This is a genomic window from Serratia proteamaculans (assembly GCF_946227095.1).
Classification (GTDB): Bacteria; Pseudomonadota; Gammaproteobacteria; order Enterobacterales; family Enterobacteriaceae; genus Serratia; species Serratia proteamaculans_E.
Window position 1 is genome coordinate 175,155 of record NZ_CAMISV010000007.1, and the last position, 19,591, is coordinate 194,745.

Consider the following 19,591-nt stretch of genomic DNA (forward strand, 5'->3'; position numbering starts at 1 on the left):
TTAAGATAATAATTACCTTTTCAGGCATGATTTTTACACTTTTAACAAATTGATATATCTCTTGTCGTTATTATAACGAAGAACTCAAATTGCATAAATTGCTCGCCGTCATGAATGCTCCGATACTCACCCCATCAATGGATTTAATTTAGATCAGACGAATCTTTGTTGGTGTGGATAAATTTATGATGGGAAATGGGTTCGATGGGAAGTTTTTTTAAGCAGATATACCGTTATTCACATTCTCGCCCTTATCGGCATAATGAAAATCTCTGGCCTTACGTGAAAATTGAACGTGCGGATAGTGGTGAGATTGTCGAGTTTTATTATAAGAGTCAGACGATTCCTATAGTGGAACTTTCAGCGTTAAAAGACCGATTTCAGGGGCCGATATTATTGACGGCTACCGGGCCATCGGTGAGCTCTGTTTGCTTTAGCGATATTCCTGATATGCCGGCCATCGGGGTCAATGGGGCCTACTTCTTAAACCAACAGGTGAGCTTTCGTTTTTACGTCATTGTCGATATGGGGTTTATTGATCAACGGCCGGATATTATAGAAGATATTGTTCTGGCAGAGGATTTAATCCTGTTTACGACGGTCCACGGCGTGACGAAAATCATTGATCGTTTCACGCTGGCAGGCGTTAAGTGCCAGTTTGCCGTCATCGAAGATGCGGCTTTCAAAATTTACAGCCCAAAAATAAATCCTCCAGCATTGTGGGAACATTACCGCCATGACAGTAACGTCTATTTTTCTTCTGTCTGTAAATCCATAGCCTTTAGTCATGATATCCGGCAGGGTATTTTCGATGCCGGCACGGTGGTTTATTGGGTGTTTCAGATCATCTCCTTCCTGGGGTTTAAACAGCTCTTTATTGCCGGGCTGGATATGAACAACTTCCATTTGCCGCGCTTCTATGAAACGCCAGAAAACAAACTGCCGACATTTTTACCCGAAAAGGTCGAGGATATGATCATCCCGGCTTTTAGCCATGCGGCTGAAAGAATGAAAATCAACAATATTGACGTAAAGAATTTTTCATTGGCGAGCGCCATAGATACCCGTATTTTTGAAAAGGTTGATTGCAGTGATTTTTTCAAAGAAAACTGATGTCACCACACCGATCGCTGTTTACGTCTTCCTGACATTCTCCTTCTTCAGCGCCATTTTTTGCGGTCATACCCGGGTGAATAATCTATTTCATATCTCGGCGTTTTTTTTCCTGCTGACGCTGGCCACCCGACCGGAATTTCGTCAGGCCTGGTTTGGCAGGCGTGCTGCACTCATCGGTATCGCTTTGGCAGCGTATTTTCTGGCGTACTATTCCGCCAGTAATTTTTGGGGAGGCACACCGGAAGATGCGCTGTCTGCCCTGACGCATAGCACTTATATCCTGATTTATTTGGGTCTGTTGGTCAGCGTGCTGGATAGCCCCCGGCGTAATCTCTTGCTCTGCTGCGTGATCGCCGGCATTACACTGCTATGTCTGTATCTTGCCTGGGTCGACTACTCTAAAATTTATACCCTCAGAGAAACCTCTGACGCCAATCCCGGGCCGCGCAATGTGATAGATCTTGCCGGTTATGCTGCATTGGGCATTATTTTAAGCCTGATGGTTTTTCGTGATACCCAGCAGAAAAAGATACTGCTGGTGATCCCCGCACTTTTGGCCTTTATGGTACTGACACAGAGCCGCGGGCCTTTGATTGCCTTAATGGCGGCTCTGGTGTTAACCACGCATTACCGGGCGTTGAATAAGAAATTGGCGATGTTGATTGTGGCAATGATCATATTTACCGCAGGCATGGTGCTATGGTCATCCATCGGAGAAATGCTGATTACGCGTTTTTCAGAGTTGTATCAGCAGAGTTTTGTGCGAATGAGTATTTGGCGACACAGCCTGGCGTTGATAGAACAGGCGCCGTTTTTTGGCTATGGATTTGATAGAGAACTGACTTTTACCAATTATACCGGCGAGTTTATTCATACCACTCACAGCCTGTATCTGGGCGCATTGCTCAAAGGCGGGCTGGTTGGTTTTTGTCTGTTCGCCGGATTACTGGCGTTTGGCGCGCGGCAAGCCGCACGTCACCTCAGGGCCGGGCGGCGGCTGGAGGCGGCTTTGTACCTGTTTATGCTGATCTTCTACTGCTCGCAGGGGATGTTTGTCATCGCCAACCCGGCGGAGTTCTGGTACCTGTTCTGGTTCCCATTGGCGATGGTTTTCGCCCAGCCGACCAAAGGGTTCGTTAGTCAGCCTGCGGGCGCGTGAACGCCAGCGCGCTCGTCACTTTATCAAACACTTCATCTTCAGAGATAATGCTGAGCGGTTGGCGGCGTTGAGCCGTGGTGAGCTTTTGCGCATCCACCGACACGTTCATTACCTGATGCAATTCGCTGTTTTGATAGGGGCCGGTATGCTGCGGGTTGGCCGTGACAAACAGGCTGATGGTCGGTGTTTTCAGCGCAATGGCCAGATGCAATGGGCCGGTATCGCCGGTCACCAGTACCTGCATGTTTGACATTACCGCCAGCAGTTGCGGCAGGGTGGTTTTGCCAATATGGCTGACCACGCGTTGCTGTTCGTCCGCCGTTAGCCCCGCCATAAATTCCCGTTCGATAGCCAGCTCTTTCGGGGAGCCGATTAATTCGATTTGGTGGTGTGGCGACTGTGCCAGCAGCAGTTTCGCCAGGCGAATAAACTGGTCGACGGGCCAGCAGCGCAGCGTTTCAGAAGCGCCCATTTGAAAACCGATTGGGATTTTATCCGCGGTTTTATTCACCGGCGAAAACTCAACGGGAATAAACATCTCGGTGTTGTCGGTTTTACACCCGAGTTGCGCTACCAGATCCAGCTTGCGCTGAATTAAATGCCCACCGGTGCTCTGGCTTACGCCGCTCAGCCAGGTTTCCATACCGCTGGCTTTATTGCCGTAGACGTCTTTGAAAAGATATTGGCAACCGGCAGTGATGGCGACAATCACATCATAAGGGGATTTTGAGTGCAGGATGACGGCCAGTTGCGGCTTATGCTTACGCAACTGGTGGATGATGCTGAGCATGTCTTTGGCTTTATGATCCCAATAAATGACAGCATTAAAGTAACGGCTGGTCGCGACCAGTTGTTTATTTTTATGGCTGGAAACCAGGGTGATATTCGCCATTGGGTAGCGTTCACGCACTGCGCGAATGGCCGGTGTATTAAACATCAGGTCGCCGAGGGCGGTGGTGGAAAAAATAACGATGCGTTCGAAGGTCAGCTCCGGTTTAAAACTGGCCTTTTCTTTAAAGTTGCCACCCAACCGGGTGTACACCTGCAGACAGGCGTTGGCCGCCGTTATTTTCCACTGTTTTGACATCGGGTTTCACTTCGAGTTATTAGATGCGCCAGTCTGGCATCTGCATCATATGATGTTTGTCCTGGTGGGCCAATGGTCGGTAATAGTTTGCTACATATGCTTGCGTAACCTTGTTAAAGGGGCAACAGATTACCCCTTTGCTGAGTCAGTCTTGCCAAACCTGCGTGCTGCGTGGCGTATCCATCCGGTAATCCGAATAGTGGCGAGTGAAAATCTCGCGCCCCAAATCGCGGGCTGCCTGTAGTGGATTGCGCGGATCGCGGCTGACTTCGCCCCGGTTGTTGCCCGCCCCCTGGACCACCCCGACGAATTCGCAATGCGAGTAGCGGCTGAATTCCTGAATTTGATGCACGATCCCCATAGCTCCGCCGGGATAAGTTTCTTCCGAGGCCACCGTCAGCCCGATGCGTTTGCCGCTCATACGCTGATGTACCTGTTCTGCGTCCGGATAGGCATTGGAGTAATAGCTGAAAGAGCGGTCGAAAAAGGCTTTGGTTTGCGCCGACATGCCGTACCAGTAAAGCGGGGTGCAAAATACCACCCCATCCGCCGGCAAGAAGTGTTCCAGAAACAGTTCGCCATAGCGGTCGGCAGGCGGTTCGGCATGGCGCCCATCCACCAGAAAACCACTGATGTAGTCATCGAGAAAATGCAGGCTGGCTTCGGTACCGGCTTCGGCAGCACCCGCCATGACGGCTTGCGCCAGGCTGGCACTGTTACCGTCGCGGCGTGGGCTGCCCACCAGGACGATAAGGCGTTTGGGTTGCTGAGATGAATTCATATCACTCTCCGTTTGCTGAGTAGGGGAATACGGCTGTCAATTTACGGTGAGTGCAGCGCCAGCGACAAATGACGGCTACTCTGTCAGGATGAGATAAATTCATCTGTATAGGCCTTGACCATGTTTGCTTCACTTCCCGTGACAGCATTGCGTACCTTCGAATCCGCTGCCCGCCTGTGCAGTTTCAAACAGGCGGCGCTGGAACTGGCGGTTACGCCGACGGCGGTGTCACATCAGATCAAGGCGCTTGAGCAGCAGTTGGGCTTTGCCTTGTTCGACCGGGTGCCGCGTGGCGTTAGGTTGACGCACAAGGGCGAGCGTTTGTTCGCCGGGGTCCACGGCGCGCTGCTTGATGTTGCCACCACGCTGGATGTTTTGCGGCCGGTGCCCAGCGCCGGTTCATTGTGTGTTTCCGTCACCCATTCTTTTGCTGCGTTATGGCTGGTGCCGCGCCTGGGGCGTTTTTATCAGGCCTATCCGCATTATCTGGTACGGCTGGAGGCTTGCGGCGAGGTGATTGATCTGCAGCAGGACGCCAGCGTGGACATTGCCATTCGCTACAGCAGCGCAAGCTACCCACAACTGCATCAGGCGGTGCGGCTGGAGGAGCGCTTTGGTGTCTACGGTGCCCCGGATTTGTGTGTAATGGAGCAACCCGCGCCCACGTTGATCACCGTTCATTGGCATGACTCCACCCTATATGAAACCGGCTGGCGCGAGTGGTGCCAGGCTGCGGGAGTCGACTGGTGGCAGCGGCATAGCGCGTTGCGGGCTTATGACGAAGAGCATTATGCGTTGCAGGCGGCGGTGGCCGGGCAGGGACTGGTGCTGGCCAGTTCGGTGATGGTGTCCGATCTGGTGCGTAACGGTTTGCTGGCATCTTATCGACCGGATATTTGCGTGCCGGGCGCGGCTTATACTGCGCTGTGCGTGCCTGGCCGCGAACGGCACCCGCCGGTACGGGCCTTTCTGGACTGGTTGCAACAGGAGGTTCGGCGCTGAGTCAGGGCACAAAATAAAAGTTTTTCTGGCGTGAGACATGGGAATATCAGATAACTTTGTTATCCATTCCCATGAGAGAGATGTCCATGAGCGAGCCAAGAGTTTCTGATTACCCGATTGATGCGCAGTTTATTGAACGTTGGTCGCCGCGCGCGCTGGCCAATGATGCTATCGACGATGAGACCCTGCTGAGCTTCTTTGAAGCGGCGCGCTGGTCACCTTCGGCCTATAACATTCAGCCGTGGCGTTTTGCTTACAGCAAGCACGGCTCGGCAAGTTGGGACAGCTATCTGGATTTCCTGGTTGAGTTCAACCGCGGTTGGGCGCAGCACGCTTCGGCGCTGGTGGTGGTGATTTCCAAAACCACCAGTCTGAACGGTGAGAAGGAAGTCAGTAACCCGAGTCATGCCTTTGATGCCGGTGCTGCCTGGGCCAATCTGGCGCTGCAGGCGCACCTGAAAGGCTGGCTGACTCACTGCATGGGCGGTGTTCACCATGACAAAATCAAGGCTGCGTTGAACCTGCCGGACAACTATCAGGTGCACGGCATGGTGGCGATCGGCAAAGCGGGCGATAAATCCCTGCTGCCGGAGTTCCTGCAGCAAAAAGAGATCCCTTCAGGGCGCCTGCCGCTTGAGCAGACGGTGGTAGAAGGGCTGAACTTTACCCTGTAATCGTCCTGATCTAAATGTTCATCCGCCCGCAGGGCTTTGCTCTGCGGGTTTTTTATGTGCTCAGGTAACCAGGTAAAACTTTGTGAGTATGTCCATGCGCACAATGATCGTTATATAATATTTTATATAGCGATTAATGATAGAGGAGGTGCCATGAACAATCACTTCGGTAAGGGGCTGATGGCCGGTTTGGCTGCACAAAACGCCGGACCGGCTTCGGAGCTTACCCGGTTCTGCTGTGACTACAAACGTGGCTTTGTACTGGGCTATGCTCACCATTTGGCCCAAAGCCTGGGCGACGAAAACCAGGCGGCATTCGAAGCCGGGTTGCTGTGTCGGGCGTACAGTCTCAATGGGGAAGTGATGAGCGAGTTCTTTTCTGGCGGTGCCAATCGCCTGGCCGAAAAATTTTTCTGCGCAGGATATAACCGCGATCGGCAAAACTAAGCACCGCCGTCGTATGGCTTGACGGACTCAGGCCTTATTCATCACCACCACCAGATAAATGCAGGTTTCGGCGCTCTCATTTTTGAACACGCAGTCCGTGGGGGGCCCGAGTTCCAGGCAATCACCCTCGGCCATTTCATGGCGGGTTTCACCCTCCTGGAACACCAGCGAGCCGGACAACACCCAGATTAATTGTCGCATAAAGGCATAGGCCGAAGCCGGCATGGGGATCGCAGCACCGGCGGGCAGTTCAATGCGCACCAGATCGAGCGGGATATCTGACTGGGGTGACACATGGCGACGCACGTAGCCGCTGTCGGGATCGACCCACAGCGGTTGGTCCTGGCGGCGCATCAATCGGCCTTCCTGCGTTTCCGCCCGCGCGATCAGTTTGGACATGCTCAGTCCAAACGCGCCGGAAAGCCTGCCCAGCAACATCGCCGTTGGGCTGCTGTCACCACGCTCAATTTTGTGCACCATCGCCCGTGAAACACCGGCCCGTTCGGCCAGATCGGACAACGACCAATGGCGTGCTTCACGTTCAATGCGGATCCTCGCACCGATGCGTTGATTTAGGTTGTCTAATTTATTATTCATATCGTAGTATGATAGTAGACGGTCAACCAAGAGGTCAACATGCTTATCCGTAACGCGACTATAACCGATAGCGCAGGCATTGCTGCTATCTATAACGACGCTGTGCTTAATACCACCGCGATCTGGAATGAACTTAGCGTCGACGAGGCAAACCGTGCCGCGTGGATGGCGGAGCGGCAAGCGGCGGGCTATCCGGTGCTGGTGGCGAGCAATGAGGCGGGCGAGGTGGTGGGCTACGCCTCATTTGGCGATTGGCGGGCATGGGACGGTTACCGTCACACCGTGGAACATTCGGTTTATGTTCGGCAAGACAGCCGTGGCGGCGGGGTGGGGAAAACGCTGTTGATTGCGTTGATTGAACACGCCAGGGCGATGGGCAAACACGTGATGGTGGCGGGCATTGAGTCTGGCAACCAGGCCTCTGTGCAGCTGCATATCAATCTGGGTTTCGAAATGGTCGGCCGGATGAGTGAAGTGGGGGCCAAGTTCGGCAAATGGCTGGATTTGACCTTCCTGCAGTTAAAACTCGACGACAGCAACGCACCGCCAGCCCGCCAATGACGCTGCAAAGAACGGAACCTCTATGAATATCATGCTATTGCTGCTGGTGGCGGCCGGGGTCAGCCTGGTTATCCAGAACCTGTTGATGGTGCGTATCACCGAAAGCGTTTCGACGGTGCTGATTACGCTGGTGATCAACTCCAGCGTCGGTCTGGTATTGTTGATGGGGTTGCTGTTTGCCAAAAATGGCGTCAGCGCCCTGGCGGAGGTCACCGGTACCCTCAGGTTGTGGATGTTATTGCCCGGCCTGCTGGGCTCGTTCTTTGTCTTCTCCGGCATTCTGGGCTACCAGAAACTGGGGGCGGCAACCACCATTGCCGTGTTGGTGGCCAGCCAGTTGGTGGCGGGCTTGATGGCCGATATCTACAAGGCCGGCCCCGGGGCACTGCGCGAAAACCTGCCCGCACTGCTGGGCGGTATATTGTTGGTGATTGGCGCTTTTCTGGTGGCCAGAAGAAGTTTTTGAGCGCTAAAAAAAAACCGCTCAGGTTTCTCTGAACGGTCTTTGATAAAAACACCGGTATTGCCATCAATAGATGAAGGCGGCCCGGTGCTTGCGGATAAACTCTGGCCAGCGCACCGGTTCTTTACCGGCTATCTCCGGGAAATTATCAAAAGTCTCTTCAACGCCGGGGATGTCGCGTTCGGCAATACGCCGCAGATTGTCACCAACGCAGCTCATATAAGCCATTTCGGCACCGGATTGCCGCATGTTCTCAATGAAAACGCTGTGATCCAGTGCTTCATAGCGAAACGGCAGGCCAAGCATTTCGGTCATCATTGCGGCGATCTCGCCATAAGATCTGGCGTCATAACCCAAGCGATAGGTTTTACCCGCGTGTTTTTCAGGATGTAGCAACGAATACGCCGCCGCCAGCGCAACGTCTTCGCCATCTACCCAACTGAAGGGCGCATCGCCGGTGTATTGTTGAATGACGCCATTGACGATTGCTGGGACGCCACCGTAGCCGATCAGGTTTTGCATAAAGCACTCCGGCCGCAAGTGCGTGAAGGAGAAACCGGACCACTCAATATAGCGTTCGACCAGTTGGTGCCAGGCCCAGTGCGCAATGGTCGTGTCGTCACGGCCGCAGGCACCCAAGTGCACAATATGCTGCACGCCGGCTTGCTTCGCTTTATCGAGAAACACCTTACTCTGGCGCAGCATATCTACCGTGTAACCGGTTGCCAAAAAGGCGCGGTCAATGCCTTGCAGCGCTGGTGCCAGCGTTTCTTCTTTATCAAAATCCATAATGACGGTGTGAATGCCCTGAGCCTCCAAAGGTGCGGCTTTTAGCGGGGAGCGTACGGCTGCCACTAGGGTGATGGAGTTGTCCGCCTGAAGGTTGCGCAAAGTATCGCCGCCTATCTGGCCGGTGGCGCCGGTAATCAGTACCCTTGGTTTCTTTATGATGCTCACGAAATAACCCCTTTTTGTAGTTTGTTGCTGAATAAGTCATAGGCCTAATGACTTGCTGCAAGAAGGAGTTTACTGAGAATTTTTTTCCTATTTAGGCTATAAATTACCGAGTTTGTGGAATTAAATTCATTAATGTGGCGGGCTATGTTTTCTTCCGAACGACTTAAAGGTATCGACTTATTTGTTTGCGTGGCGGATATGGGGAGTTTCACTGCCGCCGCAGAACTCATGAATTTGACCAGCTCCGCCATCAGCAAAGGCATCGCCCGTTTGGAAAGCCGGCTGCAGGTGCAGTTGTTTAACCGCACCACGCGGCGTCTGTCGCTGACCGATGCCGGGGCGGCTTTCTATCGCACCTGCACCAGCGTACTGGGTGAGTTGGAGGAGGCGGAACTTTCAATGCAGGCCGAAAACTCCGAGCCACGGGGGAAGGTGCGTATCGATCTTCCCGCTGCTTATGGCCGCCTGCATGTTTTGCCGGTGATCCTCAAACTGATTGAAGATCATCCGCTGTTGATGCCGCATATTTCGTTTTCCGATCGCTTTGTTGATCCCGTGATCGAAGGCATCGACATCATTGTACGCATCGGTGGCGCTGATATTTGGCCGAACGCTTTGGGGCACCGTTATCTGGGTGCTCAGCGGCATATCTTTTGCGCTTCGCCCGCTTATTTGAAAAAACAAGGGGAGCCGAAAACCGAGCACGATTTGGAAAATCACAGTTGTGTGGTTTATGGCGAGGGAAACGGCATGCTCACCCCTTGGCATTTTGCTGGCGTGCAGCCGAATAACAGCGAGAAAAAGATATTGCCGGCGCGAGTGGCGATCGGTGATGCGGAAGGGCAGCTCACGGCGGTATTGGCCGGGCACGGCATCGCACAATTGCCCACTTGGCTGGTGGCGCGGCAGCTCGAAGATGGCAGCTTGGTTGAGGTGTTGCCCCATTTGGCGACCGAGGGATTACCCATTAATCTGGCCTGGCTCAAAAGCCGTCAGACACTGCCCAAAGTCCGCGCGCTGCTGAAGATCCTGACTGACAGTCTGGGGCCGTCAGGTAGCACACTGAATCAGTTCTGAGGAGCACAAGGCTTAGGAAAACGCGGCGGCAACATTGCGTAATTCCGGCAATATACCTAAGTTTTTTTCCTGCACCAGGTCCTGATAAATTTTAAGGATCACCGCTTTTACCACATCGGAACTTCGGGTCAGGCTCTGCTGTTCCATTATGCTGTTTAATTCTTCCAGCTGTTTTTTACTGACTTTCATCGACAAGCGTTTAGACGATTTGGCCTTCGCCAGTTCACTGTCCAACAGCGTTTTCAGCTCTTGCTGCTGATAACGGCCGGTGGTTAGCGCATGGAGATAGTAAAGGATCAGTATCTTATGAAAATCTTCGTCCAGCGAAGCGTCTATTTTTTGCGTGGCAACGTTAAGAATATCGAGATAGTGGGCCGGAACTCTCACTTCCAACGCTGATTTTGTTTGTTCAAACTCGCTTTTAACACGTGGCGTAGACTGGGCGGGAATACTGACTACCGCATCGCACTGGTTACAGACGGCAGCCAGAATGTTCTTCACCGTACCGCGACGATCGCTGAAGTCCACATCGCGTAAACGATAAGTCGCCATTGATTTTCCGCAGTGCTGGCACAGAACGGTGCGCGTATCGCCTTCTTTGACAATTCTCATCGTGAGCTCCTTGCTGAGTTATTGATGCACGCTGATAAAGATGATGTCGGGTTCCATAAAATAAAATTTCACGTACCAGTAGCAACCTGACTTCCAGGGTTGAAGAATGTGAACATCAGTAGCGGCGTCCTGGTGATGCGGGCGGCACTGATACGCATCTCCGGTCGTTTTCCTGATAAGTTCAATAACATCGTTTTCATCAATTTGCCCGGTAGCGAACAGATTTTTCACATCGATATTGCTGCGGACCTCATGGTCATACGCTCCTTGCTGACGACAGCGTATAGCGAGTTGTTTTACGTCCCTGAACCCCATACTACCTCCTTATATTGTACGATATTTATCGTACAGTCAAGCCGTCTGAAGAATTTCATAACAACCAAGTCTACTGGGGGAGGTGGCAGGGAAGCCAACTGATAGGGGGGTAGGGCCGGGGCAAAAGACGAAAAGGCGGGACGTCTCGCACAATGATGCAATGGGCAACTTCCTGCGTCCCCCGTCAGGCGGTATAAACAGCCCCGTTCAAACATGAACCGGGCTGTTTATACCCATTATCGGTAGGCGGCAACACTATCACTCATTGGCTTCAATAGCTGATGGTTTCCTGGGAGGCCGTATTAGCCTGAACATCATTGCTGCTAAGCCATGTGCGTTTATTTTTCATATCACCGAACAATGACAACTGATCGTCAAAGTGTTTCGAGCGTTTTCCGTCCGGAGCGATAAAACCTGACTGTCCAGGGGGCGTTACCTCGACACCGGTGACACCTTTATCGGTAAATACCACCATGTCATTTTCGGTCCCGCGGTTCATGGCGAGGCGATTCTGAATGTGTTCGTCTGAGCCCGCCTGCGGAATGTTAAGGAAGTTTTTCGTCTGATAAGTCGTGTTTGACACCTTGGTATGCCATGCCGACATCTTCTCGCCTTGCGATTTCTCCAGATCGTTAAGGGTGAGCGTCAGTGCTTCAATCATCAGGCCATCGATGTCCCTGCCTTTGAAGATATCAAAGCCCGATGTCGGGTGGTTTTCGGTCATGCCCTGATACAGAATTTTGGCACCAACCGAAATATTCTGGCTGCCCGTAGTACTCTCTCCCGGTGTCATATAGCCGGGGTCAAGGAACCATGGCGCTTGCTCTGCAGGCAATATTCCCCCCAGCGACAGAGTCAGCATATGTTGCAGCCAGGCCCGGAAGATCGGCGTCGCCGGGGTATCGTAATAACCATCGGCATTCAGATCCCGTTCCTCATAGTTCCACTTACCCAGGATGGCGGCAGCTTCACGCAGTTTCGGGTTATTACTTTCGCTGGCGACTTTGACCAGTTGGGGCACAAAAAAGCGCGCGTTGGGATCCTCATAGGCGGCATCCATCAACAAATTCCATAACTGTGTAGGTGTAAAACGCGGCTGGCTATCGATGCGGGTGAATAACGTCTGGATGCGGTCGGCGGTATTCCAGGAGTACCACCATTCGTCCGGATTAGGGAAACCTTCCGCAGGGCGGTTGTTCCAGTTAGCGATGTAACCCGTTTTAGGATTGTAGACCTGAGGATTGGTGGAAAAGGGCATGAAACCTTGCCACTCGGAGCTGCCGTCACCCGGTACGGGTAACCGGTTGTCGTGCCCCTTGAGACGTATGGGATAACGCCCCCCCAAGGCATAACCAATGTTGCCTTTGTTATCGGCGTAGTACCAGTTGACGTTGATGGCGGAATGCTGGACCTGATCGAGCCATTGTTTATGGTTTTTCGCTTTGCCGACTTTATTCCAGGCCAGTAAGGTGGCGACTTCCTCGCCTTCCCAGCCACGGCGTTTGGCATAAGCCAGACCCAGCTTGGGATTGTAGTCGATTACGGCACCTTGCACGCTTCGGTAAACGGCCAAATGCTGGGTTTCGCTATCCTTCACCGCGATGGTTTCAATCCGTTTCTCCAGAAGGCGGTATTTTCCCTGATAGAAATACTCTTCAGGGTTTTTAGGATTCAGTTTCAACTGGTATATATCGACATTGTCGCCAGCCCCCCATGTGCTCCCCCAGCTGATGTCACGGTTGTAGCCGAATTCCACCATCGGATAGCCAAAAGGACTGTTCCCCACCGCGTCATAACCCGCCCCATGTAACCCAATAGAATAAGTATAGGAAGGCTGATAGAAACCGAACTGAGGCCCATTTAACAAAATGCTCATGGCGCCGTCGGATTTATGGGAACTCAGGACGATGATGTTACTGAAAGCTTTCTCCTTCGGCGGTGTCCAGCGTGGCGCTTTTTCATTGGTTGTCGTCTCTGACGGGAGAGCTACAGGGCTCAGGGCAGATGCCGCCGACGGGGCAGAAACATAGGCGCCATTGCGCACCGAAGGCTGCCATTCCCCCTTGGGAATGGTGGTAGGTGCGTCTGGGTTATCTTTAGAAAGCAGCAGGTTAAATATCGCTTTGCCCTGTGTCTCGCCATCCTTTTTTATCAGCCCGGCAAGCAATTGCTGATTTTCCAGTTCGGTGTTGTAGTCTCCGAACCGGTTGACCATGGAACCGATGAATACCATGGCCACATCGAAGTCCGTCCAGGGGGCCGGTTTAAAGTTATGGTCAATAAACTGCTTTGGCATCAATTGTTGCGGGTTGGCATCGATTTTTTTTAACCAGGCGTTAATGCCTTGAGCATAGCCATCAAGAATATCCCGATCACTCTTGGGTAACGCGGCCAGCTGGGCTTTGATATTGGCAGGAGAGTATTGTTGACGGATACCTATATCAAACGACAAGTAGTCTTTACCCAAAACTTCGGCGACACGTCCTTCAGTACTACGCCGGGACATTTCCAACTGGTATAGGCGGTCCTGAGCGATGGCATAACCATAGCCATAAAACAGCCCGTAAACGTCATTGGCGTACACGTGAGGGGTCCCGTAGGTGTCCCGTTTTATCGTCACATCGGCGGCAAAAGTTTGGGCTATAACCAGGTTGCAACCCAACCCAAGAGCCAGTAGCAAAGCAGTACGCGTTTGAAGTAACAATTTCATCTGGTTTCCTCGTTAACTCGTTGTTATCGCGGCGGAGGGGGCGCTCACGGCGGGTGACCTTGCCGTGAGGATCTCGTTAGCTTGCTACATAAAATCAATAAAGTGATACATAATTTAAGCATTAAAGTCATTTTGTGTGTCCTGACTCACTGTTCGGAAACACTCCATCGGTAGATGTTGACGTTAATCTAATTATTGATTTACTGATTAATGGTAGTTTTTTTGTTGTGATTGATTTCAAATGAATGGAAAAGAGATACTTAATTTCTATTTTTTAATTTAAGAGTAAATCATTAATTAAACGTATCTGTGGACAAAATTGGACATGGGGAGACTGTCCTCACTCTGGACGAGGAATAGCCAGCTCGCCAGAAATCCCACCCTGGATTTGGAATTGGAGGTTTGTGAGCGCTTTACTGATAGCCGTGCCTGGATTTCCCAGCAAGTGCTGACTAAACAGCCACCGGACAGCATTATCTTGATGGATCGCTGGTACCCGTCGGACGCCGCTTTTCGCCGGATGGTGCCATTTGCAGAGATTTTACAGCTTAACATTGAACGAAACGTGCGAACGCCAGACCTGCATGTCGGGGTTGTTACTGCGCCTGATATTTCATGGGCGAGGGCCGCGGCCCGATCGCGTGGGCTAAGTAGTACGGTGATTTATAAGCTGGAAGAGCATGTTGCTTGTACCAAGGCATTCGAGCGAGAAATTGCAAATCACGGCTGGGTTTTATGCCGTAATGAAGGAACCATCGAAGACGCAACGATGCAGGTGATTTCCGAGATCTGCAGAGTGTTTGGATGATGCACCACGTTCTTGCCATGGGCAGTTTTGTGCCAGAAGCAGACGTTGGCACGTTGAACTCACACGGACGATGAACCGAAGAGATATTATGATTCTTACGAGATACGTGGCGTTCGGGTGTTGTACGTACAGATGTTATGGTTAGTAGACTTAAACCCAGCGAAAAAGGAGAGAACGTGCGGGCTGGAATGAAGGAAAAGATCATCAGGACGTGTGAGGCAAAAATTGTGACCAAGGGCAGTAACGTAGGGCTGTCTTTTTATGCTTTTTTTGCCAATAAAAATGATGATCCGGAACTGCTGATGGAGGTTGCGCATTGGTGGATTATGGAGATGAAACTGGATCATTTTGAAAAGGCAGAAAAGATAAAATCTCTCGTTTTAGCCATGAAGTAAACAAGCGGCTCCCACGAACGAAGAAGGGGCAGCTATTCATACGAAGGAAGTAAGATGCTTTTGCCAGATGCAAGCTATACAAAAACCCTATATCAATCGTCATTTCAAGAATGAGTCGTCAGCTGTTTGTTTCTCTGGATGGGCCCAAAGGAGCCGGTAAAACCACACTGTTGGAGGCCATTACGAAAGCACTAAGGGCAGACAACAAGAAGGTGATCCGACTTTGCGAGAAAAAAAGCGATCCCTACAGGGGGGAAACAATGGCCCTCGTTAACCAGCTCGCCAGAAATCCCTCCCTGGATTTGGAATTGGAGGTTTGTGAGCGCTTTGCTGATAGCCGTGCCTGGATTTCCCAGCAAGTGCTGACTAAACAGCCACCGGACAGCATTATCTTGATGGATCGCTGGTACCCGTCGGATGCCGCTTTTCGCCGGATGGTGCCATTTGCAGAGATTTTACAGCTTAACATTGAACGAAACGTGCGAACGCCAGACCTGCATGTCGGGGTTGTTACTGCGCCTGATATTTCATGGGCGAGGGCCGCGGCCCGATCGCGTGGGTTAAGTAGTACGGTGATTTATAAGCTGGAAGAGCATGTCGCTTGTACCAAGGCGTTCGAGCGAGAAATTGCAAATCACGGCTGGGTTTTATGTCGTAATGAAGGAACTATCGAAGACGCAACGATGCAGGTGATTTCCGAGATCTACAGAGTGTTTGGCTGATGTACCACATTCTTGCTTTCGCTCTTGGTGGCCTTTCAGCAAACGCAAAAAGCCCGCTCAGGTTTCCCTGAGCGGGCTTTTCTAATATGGCTCCTCTGACTGGGATCACCTTTGCCAATAACCGGCTAATAAGTAAGCTGATCCTGAATTCCCCTCCTAGTGACGCTCTGCCTCTGACACCACGGAGGATCCTATAGCCATGCAAGGCTTGTATCTTGTTTTTCTTCATTATTTTGGCAACACGGTTTTTACTGCATATTTCACCGATTTCGCGCAGATCACCATGAATCTTGCGGTAACCATAAACTCCGCCGCTCAATGCGTAAGAGTCACAGATTAATCCCAGCAGCCGATGATTATCCTTTTCTCCTGCTGAAACAGGGTAATGAAGCCAGACATATAGGGCAGATTTGTCTATGGGCACGGGGCACTCCACTGTGACCCGCGTCTGATGTTCAGCCAGCGCAAAAAATAAGATTAGCGCTGCTCCGAGGTTGAATTTATGATGATTAATTGTTGTTATAAAGTGAATTTTTCGTCACCCATAACCCTGGATGAACAGTCTATGAAACTTCGCCATCTGGAGATTTTCTACACCGTGATGACATGCGGCTCGCTTTCACGTGCGGCGGAATCACTGAACATCTCTCAGCCAGCCGCCAGTAAATCGCTGAAAAACGCGGAACTGAAGCTCGGTTTTAAGCTCTTTCAGCGGGTCCGCGGCAAGCTATTGCCCAGCCGCGAAGCGCTCGAGCTTTTCGAAAAAGCCCAGGGTATCTATCAGGATCTGTCTAACTTGCGTTTACTGGCTGACAACCTGGCCCGCGATCCTCGCGCAAAATTCACCTTAGGCTGCTTACCTTGCCTGGGTTTGAGCCTGGTACCGGAAATCGCCACCGATTTCTATCAACAGAACAGCAATCTGGTGATGACATTAACCACCGAACACACTGAGACGCTGGTCAAAAAACTGGGCCTGCGCGAAATCGATCTTGCCCTGACGATGCAGCCCGTTCAGCAGGGTGAAATCATGGCCACGCTGATAGCCGAAGTGCCATTAGTCTATGTTGACAAGGATTATCGGCAGGGCGCCGTCGAGATTGATAATATTGACCAGCAGCGCTGGATTTCCCCTGGTTTACACTCGCTTTCAACCGCCATCGCCACACGCCGGGTTTTTTCCGCCACCGGGCTGAACGTGGAGACCTGTTACATGGCGATGGAATTTGTGAAACGCGGAGTGGGATGCAGCATCACCGACATTTTCTCCGCCCGCCATAGTCTGACCCCGGAGATGATCCATCAGATTTCACCGCCGATGAAGATTGACCTCTACCTGCTGCGCCGCGCCGATGCCTCCCTCAGCCCTGTCACACAAAAATTTGTCGATTTCCTCTGCAAACAGCTACGTAGCCAGCTCAGGGAGGTTAACCTGGAGTTATACCCTGGAAATAAAAAGTCAATTGTTTCTACAGTCTAAATGTTTTCATATAAGCGTCATGAATGTATCGGTGCTTATCTCAGGTCATGAAAAAACGCATTGTGATTATCGGCGGCGGTGTGATTGGCTTGGCAACTGTCCGGGTATCAATTAAAAGCGGTTATCAGGTACACCTGCTGGAACGTAGTAGTCAGCCGGTGATGGCGACCAGTTTTGCCAATGGCGGACAGTTGAGTTAGCGCTGTGTGGGACCGCTTGCCGACAGCGACGTACCATTGCAGGGACTGAAATGGATGGATAAAGCGGATACTCCATTGAACATGCGCCTGCGGATGTCGTTTTCCCAATGTTCGTGTATGTAATATGTAATATGTATATATAGTTTACTGGGTGATTAGTGTCATATGGAGATGTTTTCTATGTAGTTAAACCTAAAAAGTTCACGAACTAGAATCGCATCTGAAATCATCTAAAGAAATGAATGACAACCCGAGTTAATACGCTTTTAGTATCGTGGGTTGTAGTCCCAAAGCGCCGAGAGGGGCGCAGGGGGGACGTTAAACATGCCCTAACTAAATACGGCGCTATAACCGAAGGCGCAGACCGTTACCGAAAAGGGACGGGAATAAACGGTATATATTGGTCGCGTGATCTTACCCAGCAATAGTGGACATGCGACTAAGTGAGTAAACTCTCAACCAGAGGTAGCTCACATGATAAAACCGGCGTCAACAACCAAAAAGCCACGCAAGCAGTACACCATGAATTCCGCCAGGAAGCCCTTAAACTTGGGATAGCCGCCGCCGCCCGCGAACTTAGTCTGTATGAATCTCAGCTCTACAACTGGCGAAGCAAACAGCAAAATTAGCACTCTTCTTCTGAACGCGAACAGGAGATGGCTACTGAACTCACCCATCTGAAGCGTCAGCGGGCAGAACAGGCTGAGGAACTGGCCATTCTCCAAAAGGCCGCGACATACTTCGCGAAGCGCCTGAAATGAAGTATGTCTTCATCAAAAAACATCAGGCTGATTTCAGTATCGGTGTCAGAGAACCTGCTAAAGCAAAATTTTTACGCCAGCGGCCCGAATCAGAAGTGGTCCGGAGGCATCACCTACCTGTGCACGGATGAAGGTTGGCTGTATCTGGCGGTGGTCATCAACCTGTAGTCACGGGCCATCGGTTGGTCAATGTATTCGCGGATGACGGCACAACTGGCCTGCAATGCGTTGCAGATGGCGTTGTGGCGGTGCAAACGACCGCAGCACGTTATCGTTCACACTGACCGTGGCGGACAGTACTGTTCAGCGGATTATCAGGCGCTTCTGAAACGGTACAACTTGCGTGGCAGCATGAGCGCCAGAGGTAACTGTTACGATAATGCCTGTGCGAAAGTTTCTTCCACACGTTGAAAGTGGAATGTATCCACGGAGAGGACTTCATCAGCCGGGAAATAATGCGAACGGCAGTATTTAATTATATCGAGCGTGATTACAATCGCTGGCGACGCCACAGTGCTTGTGGTGGTCTCATCCCGGAACAGTTTGAAAACCAGAACCTCGCTTAGGGCCGTGTCCATATTACGCGGGTAGGATCAGCGACCGTTTCGAGACCTTAAACCAAGGAAGCGGCATGGGCACTGTCAGGTGCCCTTTTGTATGTGGCGTATACAAAATACACAGTAAGGAGTGCTATAGTATGGTTCTACGAATTGTCTATTTAACATCAATTACCTCTGATATTCCCGTTCAACTCGGTAATAAAATTTCCACCTCTTCACGTATTCTTCGTATTAAATATTTTGGTTCCGAAGGAAACAAGTTTCTGTATGCTGCCTTAGTCCAATGTTCTGACCGCTCTTCCTGTCACAACTGGGAGATCCCCGAGAGTAAAATTGTTGCTGAAAAGAACATAATATTCAGTAAGTTATATTCTCCGGCGCTGAACCACTCCGGCACGGATTTGCGTGATGTTGCTAATCGAAATCTGTTAAGAAAACTCAAAAAAGACCGTCGTAAACAGAATAATAGATCGTTGACCGAAGATAACTGGACCCAGTTCGTCCGCCGAAAAGAAGCCATTCGCTTTGCATCCACCGGTATATAAAAAGGGTTTTCTTTCTCATACCAGCCGTTTTGCGATCGAATGTAGGTCAATAGTGAAACTAATTGGCGAAATGGACAATTAACCGACCGTGAAATCTTAAGTCAATTAAACCTCCTGATCTGTGAGGTACCAAATATATTACGCCTCCAGGTAAACTCGTATCGAACTGATGACAATCAACATCATCCATCAAGATGATTGATGGCATTATCGAACCACTTAATTCTTCAGTAACAGTTGAATTTTATCCAATAAACGAAGGGTAATAAGTAAAATGATGAATATAAATGAAGTTATCACCCACATAAAAGAAAAAATTATCTTTGAAGATCTAGAACTCAGCGAATGGGGACATCAATTGTCAGATATTAAAGATGACACTCTTTTATTGTCTGAGGAAGGCTTAGCATTAGACTCTGTCGATGTTCTGGATATTTTTGTTGGAATCCAAAAAGAATACAGTATTGACCTGGGGGAGATCACAAATGAGTTGATGGAAAAACATTGTCAATCTCCTTTGACCCTGGCCGAACTGGTTATCGATAAATGTGGTGCTCGCTGA

20 protein-coding genes and 4 pseudogenes are annotated in these 19,591 nt (G+C 50.8%); 16 read left to right on the forward strand and 8 right to left on the reverse strand.

All coding sequences use genetic code 11. The features are described from left to right. Positions 1-204 precede the first annotated feature (204 nt). Entirely contained in the window at positions 205-1,113 is a 909-nt protein-coding gene (locus OC597_RS15770; protein WP_262209451.1) for a WaaZ-like lipopolysaccharide core biosynthesis protein, read from the forward strand. Next, positions 1,091-2,275, forward strand: a complete 1,185-nt coding sequence (locus OC597_RS15775) for an O-antigen ligase family protein (RefSeq protein WP_262209452.1) — start codon at positions 1,091-1,093, stop codon at positions 2,273-2,275. The genes OC597_RS15770 and OC597_RS15775 overlap by 23 nt, the downstream gene beginning before the upstream one ends. Here the strand turns inward: OC597_RS15775 and OC597_RS15780 are convergent. Both OC597_RS15780 and OC597_RS15785 read right to left on the reverse strand, forming a co-directional pair. Then, the gene (locus OC597_RS15780; protein WP_262209454.1) at positions 2,253-3,362 is read right to left on the reverse strand and encodes a glycosyltransferase family 9 protein; all 1,110 of its coding nucleotides are present in this window, start codon (positions 3,360-3,362) and stop codon (positions 2,253-2,255) included. The two genes, OC597_RS15775 and OC597_RS15780, sit on opposite strands and share 23 nt — an antisense overlap. Before the next feature lie 145 nt (positions 3,363-3,507). Then, positions 3,508-4,143 carry a flavodoxin family protein gene (locus OC597_RS15785; RefSeq protein ID WP_262209456.1) on the reverse strand — a complete coding sequence of 212 codons (636 nt, stop codon included), beginning with the start codon at positions 4,141-4,143 and terminating at the stop codon, positions 3,508-3,510. Positions 4,144-4,263: 120 nt separating this feature from the next. On the opposite strand from OC597_RS15785, the gene OC597_RS15790 reads away from it, so the two are divergent. From OC597_RS15790 to OC597_RS15800, 3 genes are all read left to right on the forward strand, one after another. Beyond that, positions 4,264-5,145: a LysR substrate-binding domain-containing protein gene (locus OC597_RS15790; protein ID WP_262209458.1), complete on the forward strand. Its 882-nt coding sequence runs from the start codon at positions 4,264-4,266 to the stop codon at positions 5,143-5,145. 86 nt (positions 5,146-5,231) lie between these two features. Beyond that, positions 5,232-5,819, forward strand: a complete 588-nt coding sequence (locus tag OC597_RS15795) for a nitroreductase family protein (RefSeq protein ID WP_262209459.1) — start codon at positions 5,232-5,234, stop codon at positions 5,817-5,819. A 153-nt stretch (positions 5,820-5,972) separates the two neighbouring features. Further along, positions 5,973-6,266 carry a DUF2623 family protein gene (locus tag OC597_RS15800; RefSeq protein ID WP_219016254.1) on the forward strand — a complete coding sequence of 98 codons (294 nt, stop codon included), beginning with the start codon at positions 5,973-5,975 and terminating at the stop codon, positions 6,264-6,266. A gap of 27 nt (positions 6,267-6,293) precedes the next feature. Here the strand turns inward: OC597_RS15800 and OC597_RS15805 are convergent, their stop codons facing one another. Next, positions 6,294-6,863: a helix-turn-helix domain-containing protein gene (locus OC597_RS15805; RefSeq protein ID WP_085117530.1), complete on the reverse strand. Its 570-nt coding sequence runs from the start codon at positions 6,861-6,863 to the stop codon at positions 6,294-6,296. A 39-nt stretch (positions 6,864-6,902) separates the two neighbouring features. Between OC597_RS15805 and OC597_RS15810 the strand changes: the two genes are divergently transcribed. Both OC597_RS15810 and OC597_RS15815 read left to right on the forward strand, forming a co-directional pair. Continuing rightward, positions 6,903-7,424, forward strand: coding sequence for a GNAT family N-acetyltransferase (locus OC597_RS15810; protein WP_261256024.1), 522 nt, complete (start codon positions 6,903-6,905; stop codon positions 7,422-7,424). A gap of 22 nt (positions 7,425-7,446) precedes the next feature. Beyond that, positions 7,447-7,890, forward strand: a complete 444-nt coding sequence (locus OC597_RS15815; protein WP_261256026.1) for a DMT family transporter — start codon at positions 7,447-7,449, stop codon at positions 7,888-7,890. Between the two features lie 63 nt (positions 7,891-7,953). Here the strand turns inward: OC597_RS15815 and OC597_RS15820 are convergent, their stop codons facing one another. Then, the gene (locus OC597_RS15820) at positions 7,954-8,844 is read right to left on the reverse strand and encodes an SDR family oxidoreductase (RefSeq protein WP_261256031.1); all 891 of its coding nucleotides are present in this window, start codon (positions 8,842-8,844) and stop codon (positions 7,954-7,956) included. A 144-nt stretch (positions 8,845-8,988) separates the two neighbouring features. Here OC597_RS15820 and OC597_RS15825 point away from each other — a divergent pair, with 144 nt between their 5' ends. Then, positions 8,989-9,921: a LysR family transcriptional regulator gene (locus tag OC597_RS15825; RefSeq protein ID WP_262209461.1), complete on the forward strand. Its 933-nt coding sequence runs from the start codon at positions 8,989-8,991 to the stop codon at positions 9,919-9,921. Between the two features lie 12 nt (positions 9,922-9,933). Here OC597_RS15825 and OC597_RS15830 read toward each other — a convergent pair whose 3' ends face one another. The 3 genes from OC597_RS15830 to OC597_RS15840 form a co-directional block, all read right to left on the reverse strand. Further along, a complete protein-coding gene (locus tag OC597_RS15830) occupies positions 9,934-10,533 on the reverse strand; it encodes a hypothetical protein (protein WP_261256036.1) in 600 nt (199 codons plus the stop codon). 18 nt (positions 10,534-10,551) lie between these two features. Further along, positions 10,552-10,848 carry a hypothetical protein gene (locus OC597_RS15835; RefSeq protein WP_262209463.1) on the reverse strand — a complete coding sequence of 99 codons (297 nt, stop codon included), beginning with the start codon at positions 10,846-10,848 and terminating at the stop codon, positions 10,552-10,554. A 271-nt stretch (positions 10,849-11,119) separates the two neighbouring features. After that, positions 11,120-13,558, reverse strand: a complete 2,439-nt coding sequence (locus OC597_RS15840; protein ID WP_262209464.1) for a penicillin acylase family protein — start codon at positions 13,556-13,558, stop codon at positions 11,120-11,122. Between the two features lie 358 nt (positions 13,559-13,916). Between OC597_RS15840 and OC597_RS15845 the strand changes: the two are divergent. The 3 genes and pseudogenes from OC597_RS15845 to OC597_RS15855 all read left to right on the forward strand — a co-directional run. Continuing rightward, positions 13,917-14,366: pseudogene (locus tag OC597_RS15845) on the forward strand (nucleoside/nucleotide kinase family protein); the annotation flags it as partial. Positions 14,367-14,542: 176 nt separating this feature from the next. After that, positions 14,543-14,761: a DUF6500 family protein gene (locus tag OC597_RS15850; RefSeq protein WP_207978229.1), complete on the forward strand. Its 219-nt coding sequence runs from the start codon at positions 14,543-14,545 to the stop codon at positions 14,759-14,761. Between the two features lie 110 nt (positions 14,762-14,871). Beyond that, a complete protein-coding gene (locus OC597_RS15855; RefSeq protein WP_262209467.1) occupies positions 14,872-15,483 on the forward strand; it encodes a dTMP kinase in 612 nt (203 codons plus the stop codon). A 157-nt stretch (positions 15,484-15,640) separates the two neighbouring features. Here the strand turns inward: OC597_RS15855 and OC597_RS15860 are convergent. Further along, positions 15,641-15,886 (reverse strand): annotated as a pseudogene (locus OC597_RS15860) (IS3 family transposase); the annotation flags it as partial. Positions 15,887-16,048: 162 nt separating this feature from the next. On the opposite strand from OC597_RS15860, the gene admX reads away from it, so the two are divergent. The 5 genes and pseudogenes from admX (at position 16,049) to OC597_RS15885 (ending at position 19,591) form a co-directional block, all read left to right on the forward strand. After that, positions 16,049-16,963 carry an HTH-type transcriptional regulator AdmX gene (gene admX, locus OC597_RS15865; RefSeq protein ID WP_261416656.1) on the forward strand — a complete coding sequence of 305 codons (915 nt, stop codon included), beginning with the start codon at positions 16,049-16,051 and terminating at the stop codon, positions 16,961-16,963. Between the two features lie 47 nt (positions 16,964-17,010). After that, positions 17,011-17,271, forward strand: a pseudogene (locus tag OC597_RS15870) (FAD-dependent oxidoreductase); the annotation flags it as partial. A gap of 366 nt (positions 17,272-17,637) precedes the next feature. Beyond that, positions 17,638-18,490: pseudogene (locus tag OC597_RS15875) on the forward strand (IS3 family transposase). A 131-nt stretch (positions 18,491-18,621) separates the two neighbouring features. After that, positions 18,622-19,029 (forward strand): hypothetical protein, encoded by a 408-nt coding sequence (locus OC597_RS15880; protein WP_262209469.1) that lies wholly within the window; start codon positions 18,622-18,624, stop codon positions 19,027-19,029. A 274-nt stretch (positions 19,030-19,303) separates the two neighbouring features. Then, entirely contained in the window at positions 19,304-19,591 is a 288-nt protein-coding gene (locus OC597_RS15885; protein WP_261416654.1) for an acyl carrier protein, read from the forward strand.

What these genes read in the sequence shown, in the direction of transcription:
- OC597_RS15770 (WP_262209451.1), top strand. Translation starts at nt 205, where the DNA reads ATGGGAAGTTTTTTTAAGCAGATATACCGTTATTCACATTCTCGCCCT.
- OC597_RS15780 (WP_262209454.1), bottom strand. Translation starts at nt 3,362, where the DNA reads ATGTCAAAACAGTGGAAAATAACGGCGGCCAACGCCTGTCTGCAGGTG.
- OC597_RS15785 (WP_262209456.1), bottom strand. Translation starts at nt 4,143, where the DNA reads ATGAATTCATCTCAGCAACCCAAACGCCTTATCGTCCTGGTGGGCAGC.
- OC597_RS15790 (WP_262209458.1), top strand. Translation starts at nt 4,264, where the DNA reads ATGTTTGCTTCACTTCCCGTGACAGCATTGCGTACCTTCGAATCCGCT.
- OC597_RS15795 (WP_262209459.1), top strand. Translation starts at nt 5,232, where the DNA reads ATGAGCGAGCCAAGAGTTTCTGATTACCCGATTGATGCGCAGTTTATT.
- OC597_RS15800 (WP_219016254.1), top strand. Translation starts at nt 5,973, where the DNA reads ATGAACAATCACTTCGGTAAGGGGCTGATGGCCGGTTTGGCTGCACAA.
- OC597_RS15805 (WP_085117530.1), bottom strand. Translation starts at nt 6,863, where the DNA reads ATGAATAATAAATTAGACAACCTAAATCAACGCATCGGTGCGAGGATC.
- OC597_RS15810 (WP_261256024.1), top strand. Translation starts at nt 6,903, where the DNA reads ATGCTTATCCGTAACGCGACTATAACCGATAGCGCAGGCATTGCTGCT.
- OC597_RS15815 (WP_261256026.1), top strand. Translation starts at nt 7,447, where the DNA reads ATGAATATCATGCTATTGCTGCTGGTGGCGGCCGGGGTCAGCCTGGTT.
- OC597_RS15825 (WP_262209461.1), top strand. Translation starts at nt 8,989, where the DNA reads ATGTTTTCTTCCGAACGACTTAAAGGTATCGACTTATTTGTTTGCGTG.
- OC597_RS15830 (WP_261256036.1), bottom strand. Translation starts at nt 10,533, where the DNA reads ATGAGAATTGTCAAAGAAGGCGATACGCGCACCGTTCTGTGCCAGCAC.
- OC597_RS15835 (WP_262209463.1), bottom strand. Translation starts at nt 10,848, where the DNA reads ATGGGGTTCAGGGACGTAAAACAACTCGCTATACGCTGTCGTCAGCAA.
- OC597_RS15840 (WP_262209464.1), bottom strand. Translation starts at nt 13,558, where the DNA reads ATGAAATTGTTACTTCAAACGCGTACTGCTTTGCTACTGGCTCTTGGG.
- OC597_RS15855 (WP_262209467.1), top strand. Translation starts at nt 14,872, where the DNA reads ATGAGTCGTCAGCTGTTTGTTTCTCTGGATGGGCCCAAAGGAGCCGGT.
- admX (WP_261416656.1), top strand. Translation starts at nt 16,049, where the DNA reads ATGAAACTTCGCCATCTGGAGATTTTCTACACCGTGATGACATGCGGC.
- OC597_RS15880 (WP_262209469.1), top strand. Translation starts at nt 18,622, where the DNA reads ATGGTTCTACGAATTGTCTATTTAACATCAATTACCTCTGATATTCCC.
- OC597_RS15885 (WP_261416654.1), top strand. Translation starts at nt 19,304, where the DNA reads ATGATGAATATAAATGAAGTTATCACCCACATAAAAGAAAAAATTATC.